Origin of the sequence: Halorhabdus sp. SVX81 (assembly GCF_029207715.1) — an archaeon.
In the GTDB taxonomy this organism is placed as follows: Archaea; Halobacteriota; Halobacteria; order Halobacteriales; family Haloarculaceae; genus Halorhabdus.
This window is the reverse complement of the sequence record NZ_CP104322.1, coordinates 484,876-500,801: the sequence shown is the minus strand read 5'-3', so window position 1 is coordinate 500,801 and position 15,926 is coordinate 484,876. Positions and strand designations below refer to the sequence as shown.

The window sequence follows — 15,926 nt, the reverse complement described above, 5'->3', positions numbered from 1 at the left end:
GTAGTAGTGCTCGAATCCACCAATCCGCTCGGAGCAACTATAGGTGATTTCATCCCGGAATCACGCAGCAGCACTGTCCCAGCCAACTGTAAGCCGGTTGCTCCCTTAGTAGATTTGGGTGCTTCTCGAAAGAAGCACCCTGCGGCCAACATGGATCGCCCAACACAGACGATGGAAATCATCCTACCGAGATTCCTCATACCAGTCGATCGTCTGCTCCAGTCCGTCCACGAACGCCGTCTCGGCCTCCCAGTCGAACCGTTCTTTCGCACGCGACGTATCCAGGCGACGCCGGGGCTGACCGTCGGGCTTTGAAGTGTCCCACTCCACTGCACCCTCGAAGCCGGTCAGGCCTACGATCGTCTCAACCAGCTTTCGAATGGATATCTCCATCCCGCTCCCCAAGTTCACGGGCTCACTTTCGTCGTAGCGCTCGGTGGCGTCGAGGATACCCTTCGCGGCGTCTTTCACGTAGAGGAACTCCCGGGTCGGTTTCCCAGTTCCCCAGGCAGTGATCGAGTCAGCACCGCTCTCGCGGGCTTCGATACATTTGCGAATGATCGCGGGGATGACGTGGGCGGTCTCCAGGTCGAAGTCGTCGCGTGGACCATAGAGGTTGACCGGCAAGAGATAGATGCTGTTGAAATCCCACTGACGACGGTACGCTTTCGATTGCGTGAGGAGGGCTTTCTTCGCAATGCCGTAGGGTGCATTCGTCTCCTCGGGATACCCGTCGAACAGATCCGTCTCGCTGAACGGGACAGGTGTGTGCTTCGGGTATGCACAGATCGTCCCAAGGATCGTGGTCTTATCGACACCATACTGACGGGCCTGCTCGAGCAACTCGATGCCCATGACAGCATTATCATAGAAGTACCGGCCGGGGTTCGCGGCGTTTGCGCCGATACCACCCACAGTCGCCGCAAGGTGGATAACGGTGTCCGCACCGGAGTCCTCGAACGCCCGCTGGATGGCCGCTTTCTTCCGAAGATCGTACTGGTCGCTACGAGGGACGAAAATATCGACATCGTCCGAGCGTGAGTCGAGTTCGTCGACGAGATGGCTGCCGAGAAATCCGGCGCCGCCAGTGACCATGACAGTCCGACCGTCCCAAAAATCGACAGATTCACTCATCGCCAATCGACGCGTCCGTACCACGAAGGCTTGTTCTCGGCGTACCAGTCGATCGTCCGTCGAATGCCTTCCCGCCAGTCGACAGAGGGTTCCCAGCCGGTTTGTTCGTGGAGTTTCTCGTATCCAACGAGCAGTTCCTCTACGTCGCTATCGCCGGGACGATACCGATCTTCGGATTGGACGATTTCAGGATCGTCCCAATAGCCTTCCTCACTGCCGACTTCGAGGATCAGGTCGGTCCAGTCCCGCATGGAAATGTTCTCACCGTAGCCGTAGACGTACTCTTCGCCAGGGTTGCCCTCCAGCGCCACGTGCATGTGACCCCGGACCCCATCCCCGACGTAACACATGTCCCGTTTTGGCGTGAGATTCCCCAGTTCCACCACGTCTCGCTCTAGAGCTTGCGTGATGATCGTCCCGGTGATGTACCGTGGGTTCTGCCGAGGGCCGTAGTTGTTGAACATCCTGGTCGTGACTCCAGGTAAGCCATACGCGTCATGATAGTTCATCGTGAGGAAGTCGGAGGCAAGCTTCGAAGTCGCGTAGATAGATGTCGGATTCACGGGCGAACGCTCGTTGAGCAGTACGCGCCCGTCGTCGCGATAATCGTGTTTATCGGAGACCTGGTCGTCAACATTACCGTATTCCTCGGAAGTACCGGCCGTATCGAACTTGGCGATGTCCAGGTCAAGGTCGACAACACCCTGGAGAAGGTTGAGTGTTCCCGTTACGTTTGTATCGATCGTCTCGTACGGTCGATCCCACGATTCGCCGACGTGAGCCTGCGCCGCGAGATGGAAGATGATCGTCTCATCGTATGGCTCCATCGCCGACAGCGCCGTAAGGACCGAGTGACGGTCGCGTAAGTCGCCCCGGTGAATCGTAATGTCGTCCCGCAAATGGCGGATATTTTGAAGGGCGTTACTTGAAGTCGCTCTGACGAAGACGTGGACAGTCGCCCCGAATTCGACAAGGCACTCCGTAAGGTGTGAGCCGACGAAACCGTCGGCACCGGTGACGAACACCGGACGATCAGCGAACCGTGCTTCCAGATCCATCTATCCAGAGCAAGTTTACAGATCGGTTAGTATTTTGTGGTCGTCCGACGGATATGCTGGATACAGCGGCGAGTGGAAAGCGCCACAGCTATCGGCTTTTTAGCTACCTGTGTCTTGGGTTGCGTAAAGTTCGGCATACGTCCCGTCTTCGGCGATGAGTTCAGCATGGGTGCCGACCTCGGTGATTTCGCCGGACTCCATCGTGTAGATCCGGTCGGCGTTGCGCACCGTCGATAACCGATGGGCCACGACGACCATGCCCTGATCCCGTTGTAAATTCTCGATGGCTTGTTGAACCTCCCGTTCGATATTGGTGTCGAGATCACTTGTGGCTTCGTCCAATAGAAGGAAATCAGCATCACAAAGCAACGCTCGCGCCAGGGCGACGCGCTGCTTTTGACCGCCGGAGAGACGAACGCCTTCGTCGCCGAGTTCGGTATCGTAGCCGTCCGCAAGTTCGTCCAGAAACTCCGTCACTTGAGCGACTTCACACACTTGCTCAATCTCGTCCATCGTCGCGCTGCGGTTCCCGACAGTCACGTTGTACCGCAAAGTGTCGTTGAAGATATACGGGGATTGACGAACGACGGCAAGGCGATCGCGCCACGCCTGGATGTCAAAGCGTTCAATCGGAACGCCGTCAGCCCTGATCTCACCGTCATCGGGCCGGTAAAGGCGTGACAGCAGGGCAACAATCGTCGACTTTCCAGCACCGGACGCACCGACGAAAGCGACGAATTCGCCACGATCGACGGAAAATGAAACATCCTGGATTGTCCCCTCGTCGCCGCGGTAGGCGAACGAGACGTCATCGACATCAAGTTCGTCCACGGGTTCCGGCACCGATTCGCCACCGGTCGACCCCTCCCGGTGAGCGTCGAGGTCGTCGATGAACCGCTGTGTTCGGACGAGGTGGGGCAGGTTCCCTTCGAGTTGGTAGACCATCGTGTTGAGACTACTCAGCCGCGGCGTTAGTCTGAACATCGCAAAGAGGAACACGCCCAGTTTCTCCAGCGGAAGATCACTGAACCGCAAGGCGACGTAGATAAGCACGAAGACAGTGATTGCCGTGATTAGCTGATAGAGGTTGTCCATTGCGGCCTGATTGCGCCGGAGGTGGACGCGAGCGTCCACGAACCGATCTGCGACGGCCTCGAAGTTGTCGTACAACTCCTCGCTGAGTCCGAACAGTTTTACATCCCGGATCCCCTGAGTCCCGGCCTGTACAACGCGTTGGAGTTGCTCGTTAGCGGCAGCCACGCGATCGCCGACCGTGTACCCCGATGCCAGCCCGAATCGCAGCAAGAGGAGAAGGGCACCGAGGACGACACCGGTTCCCAATGTGAGCCACGGCGCTAAAATCAACGCAATGGTGATATACATCGCACTCAGGAGAATCTGTTCGAGAAACTGGGCACCGTGGTAGATTACCAGACTTGCCTCACGGGCCTGGGTGACGATCGCGTTCAACACGTCGTCGGATCCTTCCCGGTCGAAGTAGGCCACCTCCGCGTTGAGCGTCCCCTCGAAGGCACGGCCCTGGAGATCCCGAACGTAAATGGTCCGAAGGAGTTCGCGTAACCAGGCGACGAAGAAACTCGACACGTATCGAAATATCATGACGAGTGCCACACCAGCAATGATGGTTTCGAGTGTGTACGGAACGGACAAAACATCGTAGGTGGTGAGAAATGCCTCACCGATGGCACCGGGGTCTCCCCCGCCGTCACGAGCCTGGTTAATTATTGGTAACAGGAAACTCAATCCGATCCCCTCAAGAATGGCTGCAAATACGCTGAGTACAACGATCCCCACCGTCAGAAATGGCCGAAACTTCGCGACCCGCCAGAGCGCTGATAGTTTCTCACGATCGAAGAGGTCCTTATACATAGCGGGAGTTCGTATCAACAGGTCGAGACGGACGATACAAAACATACCCGATCCGTCAAGGGCATGGTGGACCTGATCGATACGTGGGCCGAGGCGTGCGTCGGATATCAATATGAACTCGGTGAACACTGGATTGATCCCGTAAGAACGGAGAGCCACAAGGGACGACCCACAACATACCAGTACTTCCGTCGAAATAGTTTCAACATGCACGCGTCGCTTCGGATCGCCACGCCCGCAGACGCATCCAGAATCCGGTCGATCTACACACCGTACGTCGAATCGACGGCGATCACTTTCGAGACCGAGGCCCCGACGACGGAGGAAATGACCGAACGAATCGAACAGTCCCACGAGCAATACCCCTGGATCGTCTGTGAGACCGAGAACGAAGGCGTCGTCGGCTACGCGACGGCGAGTTCCCTCCGGTCAAAGGCGGCCTACGCCTGGGCGGTCGAGCTCACTGTCTACGTCGATGACGACGCCCAGCAATCGGGCGTCGGCACCGCACTGTACACATCGCTGCTGGAAATCCTCCGCGAGCAGGGCTACGTCGACGCGTACGCCGCGGTAACCCTGCCAAATCCGGCGAGCGTCCGCCTCCACGAGAACTTCGCGTTCGAGCCGGTGGGAACCTTTCCCGCGGCCGGCTACAAACAGGAATCGTGGCGCGACGTGCAGTGGTGGCATCGACAGCTGGGCGACCGCCCGGGGGATCCAGAACCGCCAACGCCGATGCGTGCCATAAGGGATTCGCCCGTACTCGAAGCGGCGCTCCGGACGGGTGAGGCATCACTTCGAGAAGAGTGAACAACGACAACAGAACCGTCGGGTTTTGAGTCCTTGCCGTCCGAATGACCGACTATGAACGAACGATGGGACGACTTCGCGGACGCGGTCGAATCGGGCGAGTCGGATCGGGTCAACGCGGCGATCGACAACGTCGAGGACATGGGTCTCGACGAGCGCGCACAGCTGTTCGAGTCGCGTTTCGACGACCTGACCGCGATCTACGCCGACAGCGACGACGGGTACGTCCGCCAGTCGACCGTGCGGTTCCTGGAAGCACTCTCGCCCGGCCTCGTGGCCGCGTTCGCCGTCGATGACGGCGAGCGACAGACCGACCTCGACCGCGAGACAGTGCGTCGACAGGCCGACGCGAGCAGTGGGTTCCTGCTGGAGGCGATGACGGACACCGACGGCCGAGTCAGAAATGCGGCCAAGCGCGCCCTCAAGGATGTCTTCAGGACCTACGACGCACTCGACGACGAGGAGACGATTACGGCACTGGCGGCCGAGCTCGAATCGATGGCCGAGGAGTACACTGGCAAGCGCCGGGAGCATCTTCTGAACGCACGGGAGGACGCCGAGTTCGCAAAGCGCTCGGGACTCGGGCGACTCATCGAAGGATTCCAAGCGGAGTTCGGAGACGAACTCGATCTCGGTGAGTGAGGAACCGGCGAAGTTGTCGTTCACCGGGTCAAATCACAACCCGTTCATTCCTGGCGCTTGAAATCCTGGTATGCACGAACGAGTCGCTCGAATTTCGGTGATCACATGAAGCGGAAGCGCACCGACGTCGCGGCAGCGATCCTGGTCGGGGCGGTCCTGCTGCTCGGGGGTGGAATCACCTGGAACGTGATCGAGCAGCGTCGAACCGTCGACGAGACGATGGGGTCGATGATGGATTCTTCGATGGGCACGATGCACGGCCCGGACCCGCTTTGGTTTGCCGTCGGGACGCTGGTGGTGGCCGCCGTCCTCGTCGGAGTCTATCTCGTCGTGCGGCCGGAATTTGAGGGGGAAGAAACCAGGGCTCGTTCAGGACAAGCCGAGACTCGACCGGACCAAGCCGAGACTCGACCGGACCAAGCCGAGATTCGGGCGGGACAAGCCGAGACTCGGCCGGACCAGGTCGATACGACGCCAGCGGCGGGAGCGACTGGATACTCCGCCGAACAGACGGACAAGAAATCGAACACAGACGACTCAGCCGCCGAGAGCGCCGAAACAGACGCGACCGACGGGCACGCGACCGCCCCGGAGGCGAATCCGACCGAGCGCGTGCTGGATCTCCTGCCCGAGGACGAACGCCGGATCCTCGAACCGGTCCTCGACTCGCCCGGGATCACGCAGATCGAACTTCGGGACCGCTCCGCGTTCTCGAAGAGCAAAGTCAGCCAGACGGTGACCGACCTCGAGGAACGGGGGTTGCTCTATCGGGAACGCCAGGGCCGGACCTACCGGATCTACCCGAGTGAGGAACTCGGGAGTTCCGAGGAGACCTGACTCGATCAGGACAGACTGGCGAATTTAGTCGCGACGAACGGTCTCCTCGAATCGAAACGATTAGAAGCGGTTAGAGACGTTCTCGAACGGTCTCGTCGCTGTGTTCACACCCAGAGAGATACCCACTCGACGCCCCTACGACTACCCGAGGCGAAAGACGATGTCCAAAACGAACGCAGGAACCTGGCTGCTCGTCGGGATCGCGATCCTGGGTGTGCTGCTGGCAGTGCCCCTGATCAGCGCCCACGGGGACGGAATCGCACCCGAGGAGCCCAGCGAGAACTGGACGGAGCAGGAGAGACACGACGACCAGCCGGTCCGGATGCCCGCCCATGACTTGACTCATTCAGACGGCAACGTGACCACGTGGATGGCCGCCCACATAGGGATCAACGCAAGCGAGTGGTCCGACGACGTCGGGATCCACCCGGACGCGCCGAACGACGGCGACGCTGCCGACCGCCACGACGAACGCGGTGGCCACGGCGGGACATACAGGGGTGGTCACGGATGCTGAGCGAGCAAACGCGGTCTGAGGATGGAGTCGATCGGACAGCCCAGAATGTCGAGTCCACCCGCTCGCGGGCGGAAGGGGGACGAGTCCGGCGCGGGATCGCCCGGATCGGCGTCCTTGGCGTCGCTCTCCTCGCGACAGTCGGCACCGCGAGCGCCCAGCACGGCGGTGGCATGATGGGCGGCGGATACGGCGGGTTCGGCATCCCGGGGTTCGGCCTCGTGTTCTGGGTACTGCTCGGCCTCGGGGTCGTCGGCCTCTTCGCCTACGCACGCGACGGCCGCCGGTCCCGCCCGGACACGGCGGCTGGGGCCGGTCCCGGGCGGGAACACTCTGATCGCGCGCTCGAGACGCTCCGGGAGCGATACGCTCGAGGCGAACTCACGGACGAGGAGTTCGAGAATCGCCGTGCGGAGCTCGAGCGATCGCGGTGAGAACGCGACTCCGACGGATTACCCGTCGGGGTCGTGATTCGCGAGGGGGTCACGCATCGTCCCAGAGATCGCCGAATCGGGTTTCCACCCACGGTAATATGACGTCGCGAATCACCGTCGTCAGGTCAGTGGGAAACTCCCGATCCTGTGCGTCCCCCGTGCTGGCGTCCGGCAGGGGATGGTAGTGATCGCGACTGTTGTGGTCCTGTTCGTGGCAATCGAACCGACACTGGCGCAACTCGCCGATATGCGTCTCCAGATACGAGACGTGAAAGTCGCCGTTCGTGTAGGCGCGGACCTCGAGACGGACCGCGTCGATCGACTCCGGATACGCGGCGGTATCGAACTCGATCACCAGGCTCTCCTGTCTGTTCGGCGGGAACAGTGACGCCCGGCTCACACGCGAGAGACGACCGAATATCGACTGGAGATGCACAAGGAGAGCTTCGTTGACCTGTCGTGACCCGTCCCCCGACACGGTCAGGCTGGTTCCGACCGCGAGGCGGAATCGTTCGCCCGTCGCTGTCGTACCGCCTCGAGACGCTCGATCCGCCGTCTGACGGTCTGCCACTCGCTGACGTCCAGCCAGACCTCCTCGACGGCGTTGTACTCGGCATGCTCGAGTGCGTCGACGGCCTCGGGATCGCTGACGCCGTAAGTCTCCCGGAACGCCGCATCCCGATCGGTGAGCTCGGCGAGACGCTCGCGTAACTCCGCAGTCGAGAGCTCGGCGAGGCGCTCGCGTTTGCGCCACTCGAAGTACGACTCGTTGCGTCGGTAGGTCTCGGGTTGCTCGGAGACTGCCTCGAGAACGCCGATGTCGGCGAGTCGTCGACAGTGCCGACGGGCTGTATCGGGCGTACACTCGGCCCTGTCGGCGATATCGGCGATCCGGGCCGGCTCGTAAAGCTGGAGTGTGACCCGGTACACTCGCTCGTCCGTCGGCGCGTCCGCGAGTTCCGCCTCGAACTCCGCGGCCACGTCGAACGTCGGTGCCATACAGAACGCTTGTCGGCACTGGCTAATATATTTTTGTGTAGACGATATTATTCGGTAGCCACCGGTTTTCGCCACCCTCCAGCGCTACATCGCCGCGAGGATGGCTTCCTTGTCGGATTCGACGGTGTCGATCGGCTGGATGCCGAACTCCTCGACCAGCAGGTCGGTCACGTTCTCCGAGAGGAACGCGGGCAGCGTTGGGCCGAGTCGGATGTCCTCGACGCCCTGGCTCAGGAGGGCCAGCAGGACAGTCACGGCCTTCTGTTCGTACCAGGCGATGTCGAAGGCGATCGGCAGGTCGTTGACGTCCTCGACGTCCAGAGCGTCCCCAAGCGCGTTCGCGATCCGGATGAGCGAGTAGGAGTCGTTACACTGCCCGGCGTCGAGCACGCGCGGGATGCCGTTGATGTCGCCCAGGTCCAGCTTGTTGTAGCGGTACTTCGCACACCCGGCCGTGAGGATGATCACGTCATCGGGGAGTTCCTTGGCCAGTTCGGTGTAGTACTCTCGCTCCTTCTGACGACCGTCACACCCGCCCATGACCACGAAGCCGCGGATGTCGCCGGCCTGAATCCCCTCGATGACCTCGTCGGCTCGATCGAGGACGGACTTGTGGGCAAAGCCGTTCGCGATCGTCCCGGATTCGAGTTCTTCCGGCGGTTCGGCGTCCTTCGCGGCCTCGATGAGGGCCGAAAAGTCCTTCTGTCCGCCCTCATCCCGGTCGGCGATGTGGGGTGTGTCCGGGAACCGAACGACGCCGGTCGTGTAAACCCGATCGGCGTAGGAATCGTTGGGGGGCACCAGGCAGTTCGTCGTCATCAGGACGGGGCCGTTGAACGCCTCGAACTCCCGGTGTTGCTCCCACCAGGCGTTGCCGTAGTTGCCGACGAAGTGGTCGTACTCCTTGAAAGCGGGGTAGGCGTGGGCCGGCAGCATCTCGCCGTGGGTGTAAACGTCGACGCCCTCGCCCTCGGTCTGTTCGAGGAGTTCCTCCATGTCCTTCATGTCGTGGCCGCTGATAAGGATCCCCGGCCGGTCGCGCGTGCCGATGTCGACCTCGGTCGGTTCGGGATGGCCGTAGGTCTCAGTGTGAGCTGAGTCAAGGAGTTCCATCACTTCGGTGGCTATCTCGCCGGATTCGAGGACGAGTGCGGTGAGTTCCTCGACGCCGAGATCGTCATCGAGCGTCGCCGCCAGGCCACGCTGGATGAACGCGAAGACCTCCGCCTTCTTTTCGCCCAGCACGTAGGCATGATCGGCGTAGGAAGCGGTTCCCTTGAGGCCGTATGTGAGCAGCTCACGCAGCGAGCGGACGTCCTCGTTGTCGGTCGCCTGGACGCCGATTCCGGCGGCCGTCGCCTTCGCGTGAAAGTCGTCGGAATCCTCGCCGGACCAGGTTGCAGCTTCCGGGAGGCTTTCGTCGTCGAGTTCGCCGTCGGCAGCCTCGAGTTCAGCCCTGAGTGACTCGCGGCGCTGTTGGGTTTCCTGGAGCTGATCTTCGAACCACTCGGGGTCGAAGTTGACGTTCGTGACCGTCGAGAACAGGCTCTCGGCGATGAAGACGTTCGTCTCTTCGTCGACGATCCCGGCCTCTCGGGCGCGCTGAGCGATGTACGACAACCCCTTGAGTTCCCAGACGAGCAGGTCCTGCAGGCTGGCCGTCTGAACGTCCTTCCCGCAGACGCTGACGTCGGTACAGCCCTCGTTGCCCATCGTCTCCTGGCACTGATAGCAGAACATACTGCTCATGCTGAATCACTCCTCAGGTGGCGGACGTGATCGTCAAACGGACCATTCGGGTCGGCTACTACCGTTCGAAATGGGCGTAAGTTCATTCGCACTCGTTTCTCGCCGCGCGATAGACTACCCAATTTCCCCGAACATGTTCAATCCGGGATCGGAGCCACGATACGGAAAGCGGTAGGCGATGGCTCCGAAGTCGCGCTCTAGCTCTCAAGGACGAGCGGTTCGTACCACTCGCGGTTCGCCCGGTACCACTCGATGAACTCGGAAACACCTTCACGGATCGACCGTGTCGGTTCGTACCCGAGTACCGCCGTGGCCTTCGAGATGTCCGCGTGGGTCGCTTCGGCGTCGGCGTCGTGACGGTCGGCGTAGTCCAGATCGAGACCGGGCGCGAGTTGGTCACGGATCTCGGTCGCCAGCGTCTCGATGTCGATAGTTCCCGAACTCCCGATGTTCAACACCTCGCCGTCGCCGGCGTCCGTCGATAGCAGCGTCTCGTTCGCCGCGACGATATCTTCGATATAGGTGAAATCCCGGATCTGGGAGCCGTCGCCGTAGACCACGGGCGGGTCGCCGTTGATCGCCCGCGAGACGAAGTTAGAGATCGCCATGTTCGGCCGCATCCGGGGGCCATAGACCGTGAAGTACCGCAGCGCCACGGCGGGCAAGTCGTAGACGTCCGCGTAGGCGCAGGTGTAGCGTTCGGCAGCGAGCTTCGAGGCCCCATAGGGGCTGACTGGCATCGCCGGGTCAGTCTCCGAGAAGGGCAGGTATTCCTCGCGACCGCCGTAGACTGAAGAGGAACTCGCGACGACGACGCGCTCGATCCCGTGATCGCGAGCCGCGTCCAGCACGTTCAGCGTGCCGTCGACGTTGATGGCGTCGTACTTGCGCGGATTCTCGACGCTGGTCCGGACGCCGGCCTGGGCGGCCTCGTGGAAGACGAAATCAACGTCGGCGACGAGTTCTTCCACGAGGTCCGCGTCGCGAACGTCACCCTCGACGAACTCGTAGGAGCCGTCACCGTGCGTGCCGGCCTCCCGGCCCTTCTCGATGTTATGACGCTTCAAATCGACGCTGTAGTACGGGTCAAGGTTGTCCAGGACCACTACGTCGTGACCGTCTGCGGCGAAGTGCTCTGCGAGGTGCCCGCCGATGAAACCCGCGCCGCCGGTGACGAGAATCTTCATGCGCATTGATATAACGGGGCGAGCAAAAATCCGTCGGAAGCGTCGGGATGGCACCGATAGCGTCGTCAGGACGACGATTCAGGGGCGTCAGCCTCGGGGCCGGATACCTGGAGGCGCTCCTCGGCGCGGTCGCGGTCCTCGGGGTAACCGACGTCGATACGCCAGCCGTCGAGCCGGATCGCGTCGATGGTCCGCCCGCTCTGCAACAGGAGGTCGATCGCGTCGCTGATCTCGTACTCGCCGCGGTCGGACGGCTGGACGAGCTTGGCGGCGTGAAAGATGGCCGGCGAGAACGTATAGAAGCCCGTCATCACCAAATTCGACGGCGGGTCGTCGGGTTTTTCGATCACCTCGACGATCTCGCCGTAATCGTTAGTATCACAGACGCCGTAGCGTGAGGCCTCGTCCATCGGGACTTCCTCGACGAGGAACGCCGCATCCGTGCGACTCTCGCGCTGGCGCTTGACGACGTCCTCGAGGTTCGCCCGGAAGATGTTGTCCCCAAGCATCAGCATGAAGTCCTCCTCGACGTGCTCCTCGGCGGTCAACAGCGCGTGGGCCAACCCTTGCTGTTCGCGCTGGTGGGTATACGTGATCGGCACGCCCTCGAATTCGTCGCCGTAATGGCTGATGATGTCCTGTTTCTGATAGCCGACGACGACGATAAGTTCGTCCACGCCGAGTTCGAGCAGTTGCTCGAAACTGTGCGTCAGGAGGGGCTTGCCGTCGACCTCGACCATCACCTTCGGCTTGTCCTCGGTCAGCGGTCTGAGGCGGGTGCCCTTGCCGGCGGCGAGTACGACAGCCTTCATTGGATCTGTATTTTCGTCCGGGGAGTATATGCCTTGCCGTCGGTCAACAGGGTCGGCGCGACTCGGCAAAGTCGTGGCAGGGATAGCGGCTTACCGTCGTTCGGTCGCGGTCCTCATTCCGAGCCACGCAGTTGAGACATCGCGGCGTCGCCGGACCAGTCCTCGATGAGGTCACCGACCGTGGTTGCGTTCGTCGACGCTCTATCGCGTCCGCGGGTGTCTCGATCGACTGACGTGGAGAGCGGAATCAGCGGGGTCGACCTCCTCTTGCATCTCAAGCGGGTATGCGGCCCGATTCCCGAAAGCGATCCCGGTCGCACGACTGTGGGAGGAATTACCCGTGAAACCCACGTTCGAACGTGAATCGGATGTCGAAAGGGAAACGACCAAATCCGAAGGGCCTGAAATCCCAACGATGCACGTAAGCGTCGTCGGCAGCGGATACATCGGCACGACGATCGCCGCCTGGTTCGCGGAGTTGGGCCACACAGTCACGAACGTCGATATCGACGAGGACGTCGTAGCAGCCGTCAATAACGGCGAAGCACCCATCCATGAACCCGGCCTGGACGAGCTCATGGCCGAATACGGCGGTGACTCGCTGGTCGCGACCACGGACTACAACGAACTCGCGGACAGCGACGTCACGTTCCTCGCGCTGCCCACACCCTCCAACGATGACGGCAGTATCGACCTCTCAGCGATGGAAGCCGCCGCAGCGTCACTCGGCGAGGTCATCGCCCAGAAGGACGGCGATCACCTCGTGGTCGTCAAGAGCACGGTCATCCCCGGGACAACTGCCGAGACGATCGCACCCGCCATCGAAGACGCGTCGGGCAAGACCGTCGGCGAGGGGTTCCGGATCGCGATGAACCCCGAGTTCCTCCGTGAGGGATTCGCCCTCAATGATTTCAAGGATCCCGACAAGATCGTCATCGGGGCCGAGGACGACCGGGCCGTCGAGACCCTGAATCAGGTCTACGAGCCCTTAGTCGCAGCCGCCGCGGGCGACCCCGCGATCGTCGAGACGGGGATCCGCGAGGCCGAGATGATCAAGTACGCCAACAACGCCTTCCTCGCGACGAAGGTCAGCCTGATCAACGAACTCGGGAACATCTGCAAGGAGTACGGCGTCGACGCCTACGAGGTCGCCGACGCCATCGCGCTGGATCACCGAATCGACGAACATTTCCTGCGATCGGGACTCGGTTGGGGCGGATCATGCTTTCCGAAGGACGTCGCGGCGATCCGCGCCGCCGCACGCGAACGCGAGTACGACCCCGTCCTGCTCGACGCCACCGTCGAGGTCAACGACCGCCAGCCCGAACGTCTCCTCGATCTGCTGGACGACCACACCGACGTTGCGGGCAAGCGCGTCGCCGTGATGGGCCTCGCGTTCAAGCCTGGGACGGACGACATCCGCTATACGCGAGCCGTCCCGGTCATCGAGGGGCTACTGGAGCGTGACGCCGAGATCGTCGCCTACGACCCCGTCGCGACCGAGAACATGCGCGAGCAGTACCCCGACCTCACCTACGCCGACAGTGCGGCCGAAGCTTTAGAGGGAGCCAGCGCGGCGTTGTTCGTCACCGATTGGGACGAGTTCGCCGCCCTCGATGCGGAGTTTGAGGCGATGGCCGACCCCGTCGTGATCGACGGTCGCCGGATCGTCGAGCCCCGGGACGGAATCGAGTACGACGGCCTGACCTGGTGAGGGTGAAAGAGTCAATTCAGGTAATTGGCTGGGAAATAGATACCAGACGGGTGAGACCCTGACGAACGTTTATATATCGACACGATCAATGTCTTTATACAATGTCAAGCATCGTCCGAACCGAGGACATCCTCGGGGGAGAACCGCGGATCGAGGGGACCCGAATCGGCGTCCGACACGTCGCCGGGAAAGTAGTCGATGCAGGGTATGCACCCGCCTACGTAGCTGATCAGCTCGATATCTCGTTGGGGGCCGTCTACGAGGCCCTCTCGTATTATTATGACAACATCGAGGAAATCCGGGCGATCGAACGCGAGAACGCGGAGACGCGCGACCGGTTGCGTGAGTCGTCGCTGCAGCCGAAAGAACCGGTTTCATGAGTCAGCTGCTTCTAGACGAACACGTCAGCCGGATTTGCGAACACGTGCTTCGGGACCGCGGATTCGACGTCAGCCAGGCAAAAGATCGGTTCGGCGAATACACGACAGACGAGGAGTTGCTCCAATGGTGTGACCGAAACGACGTCGTGTTGGTGTCGAACAACGCGAGGGATTTCGAATTGCTGCATCGCAAAACGGACCACGCTGGACTGCTGATCTACTATGACCAGTCACTACCCGACGACGATCCGGAGGGATTCGCTCGGACTGTCGAAGAAGTGTTCGAACAGTACGGAGCCGAGGAACTCCGTGACGAATACGTCGAGATAGACACGTGGTACGAGTGGTTACAGGATTGACCCCCTCTTCTTCCGTCGTTTCGAGACAGACCACGAACCGTTTTGTACGCCGCGACCGCAGATCCACCTATGACAGCGTTTGGCTTCCTGAGCGTCGCACCGGTCATCGAAGGCAGCATGTCGGGCGAGGTCGCCAAGGCGGTCGCGGCGATCGAGGAACACGACGTCGGCTACGAGACGACGCCGATGGGGACGATCATCGAGGCCGAGGACGCAGCGGTGCTCTTCGAAGCAGCCGCCGACGCCCACGCGGCGGTCGACGCCGATCGCGTCGAGACGTTCCTCAAGATCGACGACAAGCGCGCCGTCGAACACGCTGCCGGCGAGAAAGTCGAGTCCGTCGCCGAGGAACTCGGGCACGATCCCAAACGCGACGCCGAGGAGTAAGACCCCTCGCGTTGGGATCTGACACCGGACCGGTACCAACTAGCCGGGAGGGATGGGTTTTCAGGGTCGGGGATCGATCGGGGCGTATGGACCAACTCAATCGCCTCGGAACCGAACTCGTCGACGAGGCCATCGACTTCGCCGACGAGCTCGGCATCGCGGAGTATCGACTCGACAACGAGACGACGGTCCTCGACTTCGGCGTCGAGCACGCTGGTGGCGTCGAAGCGGGGCTGATGCTCACCGAGATCCAGACCGCGGGACTCGCCTCCGTCACCACGCGACTGGAGTCGGTCGGCGACGCCGCCCTCCCCCACGTCGAGGTGACGACCGACCACCCGGCACTGGCGCTGCTCGCCGGGCAGAAGGCCGGCTGGGAACTCGCGACCGAGGATTTCGAGGGGCTGGGTAGCGGCCCCGCACGGGCCTTGGTCGCCAGAGAGGAAATCTTCGAGCGGCTGGAGTACGTCGAGGCCTTCGACTTCGCCGTGCTCGCCGTCGAGAGCGACGCGCTGCCGACCGAGGCGGCCGCAGCCCAGGTCGCCGACCTCGCGGGCGTCCCCGAAAGTAGCGTCTTCCTGCCGGCGTTTTCGACGGCGTCGATTACCGGCAGCGTCGCAGCGGGCGCGCGAGCGAGTGAATCTGCCGTCTTCCAGCTGTTTGAATTGGGCTACGATCCCGAAGATGTCCACTCGGTATCGGGCGTCGCACCCGTCGCCCCCGTCGCCGAAAGCGAGGAGGCGGCTATCGCGCGGACGAACGACGCACTCGCCTACGGCGGTCGCGTCCATCTCACCGTCGAGAGCGAGTTCGACAGGTTCGAAGAGATACCCTCGACGGCAGGCGAGGAGTACAGCCAACCCTTCGCCGAGATCTTCGAGGACGCCGACTGGGACTTCGAGGAACTGCCGGCGGATGTCTTCGGCCCAGCGCAGGTCACTGTCGACGTCATCGGCGGGGAAACGGCCGTCTACGGCGAGACCGACGAGGAGCTCCTCGTCGAGAGTTTCGGGCTGTGAG

Annotated in this window: 18 protein-coding genes; 10 read left to right on the top strand and 8 right to left on the bottom strand. The window is 61.8% G+C overall.

All coding sequences use genetic code 11. The features are described from left to right. Positions 1-183: 183 nt before the first annotated feature. The 3 genes from SVXhr_RS02445 to SVXhr_RS02435 all read right to left on the bottom strand — a co-directional run bounded on the left by SVXhr_RS02445 (position 184) and on the right by SVXhr_RS02435 (position 4,082). Positions 184-1,134, bottom strand: a complete 951-nt coding sequence (locus SVXhr_RS02445; RefSeq protein WP_275739095.1) for a GDP-L-fucose synthase — start codon at positions 1,132-1,134, stop codon at positions 184-186. After that, positions 1,131-2,192, bottom strand: coding sequence for a GDP-mannose 4,6-dehydratase (locus SVXhr_RS02440; RefSeq protein WP_275739093.1), 1,062 nt, complete (start codon positions 2,190-2,192; stop codon positions 1,131-1,133). The genes SVXhr_RS02445 and SVXhr_RS02440 overlap by 4 nt, the downstream gene beginning before the upstream one ends. Positions 2,193-2,291: 99 nt before the next feature. After that, a complete protein-coding gene (locus SVXhr_RS02435) occupies positions 2,292-4,082 on the bottom strand; it encodes an ABC transporter ATP-binding protein (RefSeq protein WP_275739091.1) in 1,791 nt (596 codons plus the stop codon). A 207-nt stretch (positions 4,083-4,289) separates the two neighbouring features. On the opposite strand from SVXhr_RS02435, the gene SVXhr_RS02430 reads away from it, so the two are divergent. The 5 genes from SVXhr_RS02430 (at position 4,290) to SVXhr_RS02410 (ending at position 7,319) form a co-directional block, all read left to right on the top strand. After that, a complete protein-coding gene (locus tag SVXhr_RS02430) occupies positions 4,290-4,892 on the top strand; it encodes a GNAT family N-acetyltransferase (protein ID WP_275739089.1) in 603 nt (200 codons plus the stop codon). Between the two features lie 54 nt (positions 4,893-4,946). Beyond that, positions 4,947-5,534, top strand: coding sequence for a hypothetical protein (locus tag SVXhr_RS02425; RefSeq protein ID WP_275739088.1), 588 nt, complete (start codon positions 4,947-4,949; stop codon positions 5,532-5,534). A gap of 105 nt (positions 5,535-5,639) precedes the next feature. Continuing rightward, positions 5,640-6,371, top strand: a complete 732-nt coding sequence (locus SVXhr_RS02420; RefSeq protein ID WP_275739087.1) for a MarR family transcriptional regulator — start codon at positions 5,640-5,642, stop codon at positions 6,369-6,371. 160 nt (positions 6,372-6,531) lie between these two features. Beyond that, complete coding sequence (locus SVXhr_RS02415) at positions 6,532-6,888, top strand: hypothetical protein (RefSeq protein WP_275739086.1); 357 nt, start codon at positions 6,532-6,534, stop codon at positions 6,886-6,888. Continuing rightward, positions 6,882-7,319: an SHOCT domain-containing protein gene (locus SVXhr_RS02410; RefSeq protein WP_275739085.1), complete on the top strand. Its 438-nt coding sequence runs from the start codon at positions 6,882-6,884 to the stop codon at positions 7,317-7,319. The genes SVXhr_RS02415 and SVXhr_RS02410 overlap by 7 nt, the downstream gene beginning before the upstream one ends. Positions 7,320-7,368: 49 nt before the next feature. Here the strand turns inward: SVXhr_RS02410 and SVXhr_RS02405 are convergent, their stop codons facing one another. From SVXhr_RS02405 to aglF, 5 genes are all read right to left on the bottom strand, one after another. Continuing rightward, positions 7,369-7,719, bottom strand: a complete 351-nt coding sequence (locus SVXhr_RS02405) for a hypothetical protein (protein WP_275739084.1) — start codon at positions 7,717-7,719, stop codon at positions 7,369-7,371. An 80-nt stretch (positions 7,720-7,799) separates the two neighbouring features. Continuing rightward, a complete protein-coding gene (locus SVXhr_RS02400) occupies positions 7,800-8,318 on the bottom strand; it encodes an ArsR family transcriptional regulator (protein ID WP_275739083.1) in 519 nt (172 codons plus the stop codon). 84 nt (positions 8,319-8,402) lie between these two features. Beyond that, positions 8,403-10,067 (bottom strand): hydroxylamine reductase, encoded by a 1,665-nt coding sequence (hcp, locus tag SVXhr_RS02395; RefSeq protein WP_275739082.1) that lies wholly within the window; start codon positions 10,065-10,067, stop codon positions 8,403-8,405. Between the two features lie 197 nt (positions 10,068-10,264). Continuing rightward, a complete protein-coding gene (locus tag SVXhr_RS02390) occupies positions 10,265-11,254 on the bottom strand; it encodes an NAD-dependent epimerase/dehydratase family protein (RefSeq protein ID WP_275739081.1) in 990 nt (329 codons plus the stop codon). Positions 11,255-11,319: 65 nt separating this feature from the next. Next, the gene (aglF, locus tag SVXhr_RS02385) at positions 11,320-12,066 is read right to left on the bottom strand and encodes a UTP--glucose-1-phosphate uridylyltransferase AglF (protein ID WP_275739080.1); all 747 of its coding nucleotides are present in this window, start codon (positions 12,064-12,066) and stop codon (positions 11,320-11,322) included. 415 nt (positions 12,067-12,481) lie between these two features. Here aglF and aglM point away from each other — a divergent pair, with 415 nt between their 5' ends. The 5 genes from aglM to mch all read left to right on the top strand — a co-directional run bounded on the left by aglM (position 12,482) and on the right by mch (position 15,925). Further along, the gene (gene aglM, locus SVXhr_RS02380; RefSeq protein WP_275739079.1) at positions 12,482-13,780 is read left to right on the top strand and encodes a UDP-glucose 6-dehydrogenase AglM; all 1,299 of its coding nucleotides are present in this window, start codon (positions 12,482-12,484) and stop codon (positions 13,778-13,780) included. 101 nt (positions 13,781-13,881) lie between these two features. Next, on the top strand, positions 13,882-14,160 hold the full coding sequence (locus tag SVXhr_RS02375) for a DUF433 domain-containing protein (protein WP_275739078.1): 279 nt from the start codon (positions 13,882-13,884) through the stop codon (positions 14,158-14,160). Then, the gene (locus SVXhr_RS02370) at positions 14,157-14,519 is read left to right on the top strand and encodes a DUF5615 family PIN-like protein (RefSeq protein WP_008527195.1); all 363 of its coding nucleotides are present in this window, start codon (positions 14,157-14,159) and stop codon (positions 14,517-14,519) included. The genes SVXhr_RS02375 and SVXhr_RS02370 overlap by 4 nt, the downstream gene beginning before the upstream one ends. A gap of 69 nt (positions 14,520-14,588) precedes the next feature. Next, the gene (locus SVXhr_RS02365) at positions 14,589-14,906 is read left to right on the top strand and encodes a thiamine-binding protein (protein WP_275739077.1); all 318 of its coding nucleotides are present in this window, start codon (positions 14,589-14,591) and stop codon (positions 14,904-14,906) included. An 86-nt stretch (positions 14,907-14,992) separates the two neighbouring features. After that, complete coding sequence (mch, locus tag SVXhr_RS02360; protein ID WP_275739076.1) at positions 14,993-15,925, top strand: methenyltetrahydromethanopterin cyclohydrolase; 933 nt, start codon at positions 14,993-14,995, stop codon at positions 15,923-15,925. Position 15,926: the final 1 nt, after the last annotated feature.

Bases quoted from the DNA above. Each gene is read 5' to 3' on its own strand.
- SVXhr_RS02445 (WP_275739095.1), bottom strand. From the start codon at position 1,134: ATGAGTGAATCTGTCGATTTTTGGGACGGTCGGACTGTCATGGTCACT.
- SVXhr_RS02440 (WP_275739093.1), bottom strand. From the start codon at position 2,192: ATGGATCTGGAAGCACGGTTCGCTGATCGTCCGGTGTTCGTCACCGGT.
- SVXhr_RS02435 (WP_275739091.1), bottom strand. From the start codon at position 4,082: ATGTATAAGGACCTCTTCGATCGTGAGAAACTATCAGCGCTCTGGCGG.
- SVXhr_RS02430 (WP_275739089.1), top strand. From the start codon at position 4,290: ATGCACGCGTCGCTTCGGATCGCCACGCCCGCAGACGCATCCAGAATC.
- SVXhr_RS02425 (WP_275739088.1), top strand. From the start codon at position 4,947: ATGAACGAACGATGGGACGACTTCGCGGACGCGGTCGAATCGGGCGAG.
- SVXhr_RS02420 (WP_275739087.1), top strand. From the start codon at position 5,640: ATGAAGCGGAAGCGCACCGACGTCGCGGCAGCGATCCTGGTCGGGGCG.
- SVXhr_RS02415 (WP_275739086.1), top strand. From the start codon at position 6,532: ATGTCCAAAACGAACGCAGGAACCTGGCTGCTCGTCGGGATCGCGATC.
- SVXhr_RS02410 (WP_275739085.1), top strand. From the start codon at position 6,882: ATGCTGAGCGAGCAAACGCGGTCTGAGGATGGAGTCGATCGGACAGCC.
- SVXhr_RS02400 (WP_275739083.1), bottom strand. From the start codon at position 8,318: ATGGCACCGACGTTCGACGTGGCCGCGGAGTTCGAGGCGGAACTCGCG.
- hcp (WP_275739082.1), bottom strand. From the start codon at position 10,067: ATGAGCAGTATGTTCTGCTATCAGTGCCAGGAGACGATGGGCAACGAG.
- SVXhr_RS02390 (WP_275739081.1), bottom strand. From the start codon at position 11,254: ATGAAGATTCTCGTCACCGGCGGCGCGGGTTTCATCGGCGGGCACCTC.
- aglF (WP_275739080.1), bottom strand. From the start codon at position 12,066: ATGAAGGCTGTCGTACTCGCCGCCGGCAAGGGCACCCGCCTCAGACCG.
- aglM (WP_275739079.1), top strand. From the start codon at position 12,482: ATGCACGTAAGCGTCGTCGGCAGCGGATACATCGGCACGACGATCGCC.
- SVXhr_RS02375 (WP_275739078.1), top strand. From the start codon at position 13,882: ATGTCAAGCATCGTCCGAACCGAGGACATCCTCGGGGGAGAACCGCGG.
- SVXhr_RS02370 (WP_008527195.1), top strand. From the start codon at position 14,157: ATGAGTCAGCTGCTTCTAGACGAACACGTCAGCCGGATTTGCGAACAC.
- SVXhr_RS02365 (WP_275739077.1), top strand. From the start codon at position 14,589: ATGACAGCGTTTGGCTTCCTGAGCGTCGCACCGGTCATCGAAGGCAGC.
- mch (WP_275739076.1), top strand. From the start codon at position 14,993: ATGGACCAACTCAATCGCCTCGGAACCGAACTCGTCGACGAGGCCATC.